This is a genomic window from Heyndrickxia camelliae (assembly GCF_002844575.1).
Taxonomy (GTDB): domain Bacteria; phylum Bacillota; class Bacilli; order Bacillales; family Bacillaceae_C; genus Margalitia; species Margalitia camelliae.
This window is the reverse complement of record NZ_PIQO01000055.1, coordinates 1-1479: the sequence shown is the minus strand read 5'-3', so window position 1 is coordinate 1479 and position 1479 is coordinate 1. Positions and strand designations below refer to the sequence as shown.

The 1479-nt window shown below is 37.2% G+C and carries 2 pseudogenes; both read left to right on the top strand.

The annotated features are described in order from the left end of the window. The first annotated feature begins 94 nt into the window (after positions 1–94). Positions 95–1107, top strand: a pseudogene (locus tag CWO92_RS26725) (ABC transporter permease). A gap of 17 nt (positions 1108–1124) precedes the next feature. After that, a pseudogene (locus CWO92_RS24820) lies at positions 1125–1479 on the top strand (oligopeptide ABC transporter substrate-binding protein); the annotation flags it as partial.

The following is a 1479-nucleotide window of genomic DNA, read 5'->3' as shown; positions in this document are numbered from 1 at the left end:
GTTTTGCAACATTAGTTGGTACATTACTTTCAGACATAATCTTAAGTGCTGTTGATCCGCGAATCAGAATTGAATAACGGGGAGGGGGACAAACATGAAAGCTGAAGCTGTAAATCCATCAGAAGTAAAAGTAAAGAAAGTTAAAAATAGAAATAGCGCATTCTCCATCATGTTGAGAGAAATCGTAAAAGATAAAATTGCTTTATTTTCCTTAATATTACTAGCTGTCATCCTAATTATCGTATACGGTGCAGCGCTCTTATTAGATCAAGATAAAATTGTTACAGTTGATTTATTATCAATATACGCGCCTCCATCTGCAGAACATTTATTAGGGACTGATTACGGGGGAAGGGATATCTTAGGACAATTAATTATCGGGGCTAAAAACTCCTTTACCATCGGTCTATTTATAACATTGTTAACAGGCATCATCGGTCTGTGTGTAGGTCTCTGCGCCGGTTACTTCGGTGGGAAAGTTGATAATATTATTATGCGTATTATTGATTTCATCATTATTTTACCTACTTTAATGTTAATTATTGTATTCGTTACAATTGCACCGAAATATAATGTTTACACATTTATCTTAATCATGAGTGCTTTTTATTGGACCGGTAAGGCAAGGTTAATCCGCTCCAAAACGTTAGCAGAACGCGAATTAGATTATGTTCAGGCTTCCAAAACATTGGGAACACCGCATTGGAAGATCATTTTCCGCGAAATACTGCCAAACTTAAGCTCTATTATCNAGAACGCGAATTAGATTATGTTCAGGCTTCCAAAACATTGGGAACACCGCATTGGAAGATCATTTTCCGCGAAATACTGCCAAACTTAAGCTCTATTATCATCGTTAACTTAACCTTAAACCTTGCTGGAAACATTGGGATTGAGTCAGGTTTAACTTATCTAGGATTTGGATTGCCGGAAAGTACACCAAGTTTGGGTACTCTTGTAAGCTATGCATCCAATCCAGATGTTCTCCAAAATAAATGGTGGATTTGGTTACCCGCATCGCTATTAATTTTAGTAATGATGCTGTGTATAAATTTCATCGGACAAGCGTTAAAACGTGCAGCCGATGCAAGACAAAGATTAGGTTAAAAAGGGAGGAAAAAGGGATGAAGAAAAAGAATCATCTATTCAAGTTTTTGAGTCTTATCGTTGTCCTAGGTTTACTGTTATCCGCTTGCGGAAGTAAAACTGGCAGCAACGGTTCGTCGGGATCTTCTTCTAATTCAAAACCAAAAGAAGATATCAGCAAATTTCCGTTGGCAGTAAAGAATGACAAAAGTGCAGTGGCTGATGGAAGTCTAAATTATGCATTAGTTTCAGATACTCCGTTTGAAGGAACTCTTAACTACGCATTTTATCAAGGTGAACCAGATGCGGAAGTAATGCAATTCTTCGATGAACCATTATTTGCAACAAATGGTGACTATGAATTCACCAATGATGGTGCTGCATCCTATGAAA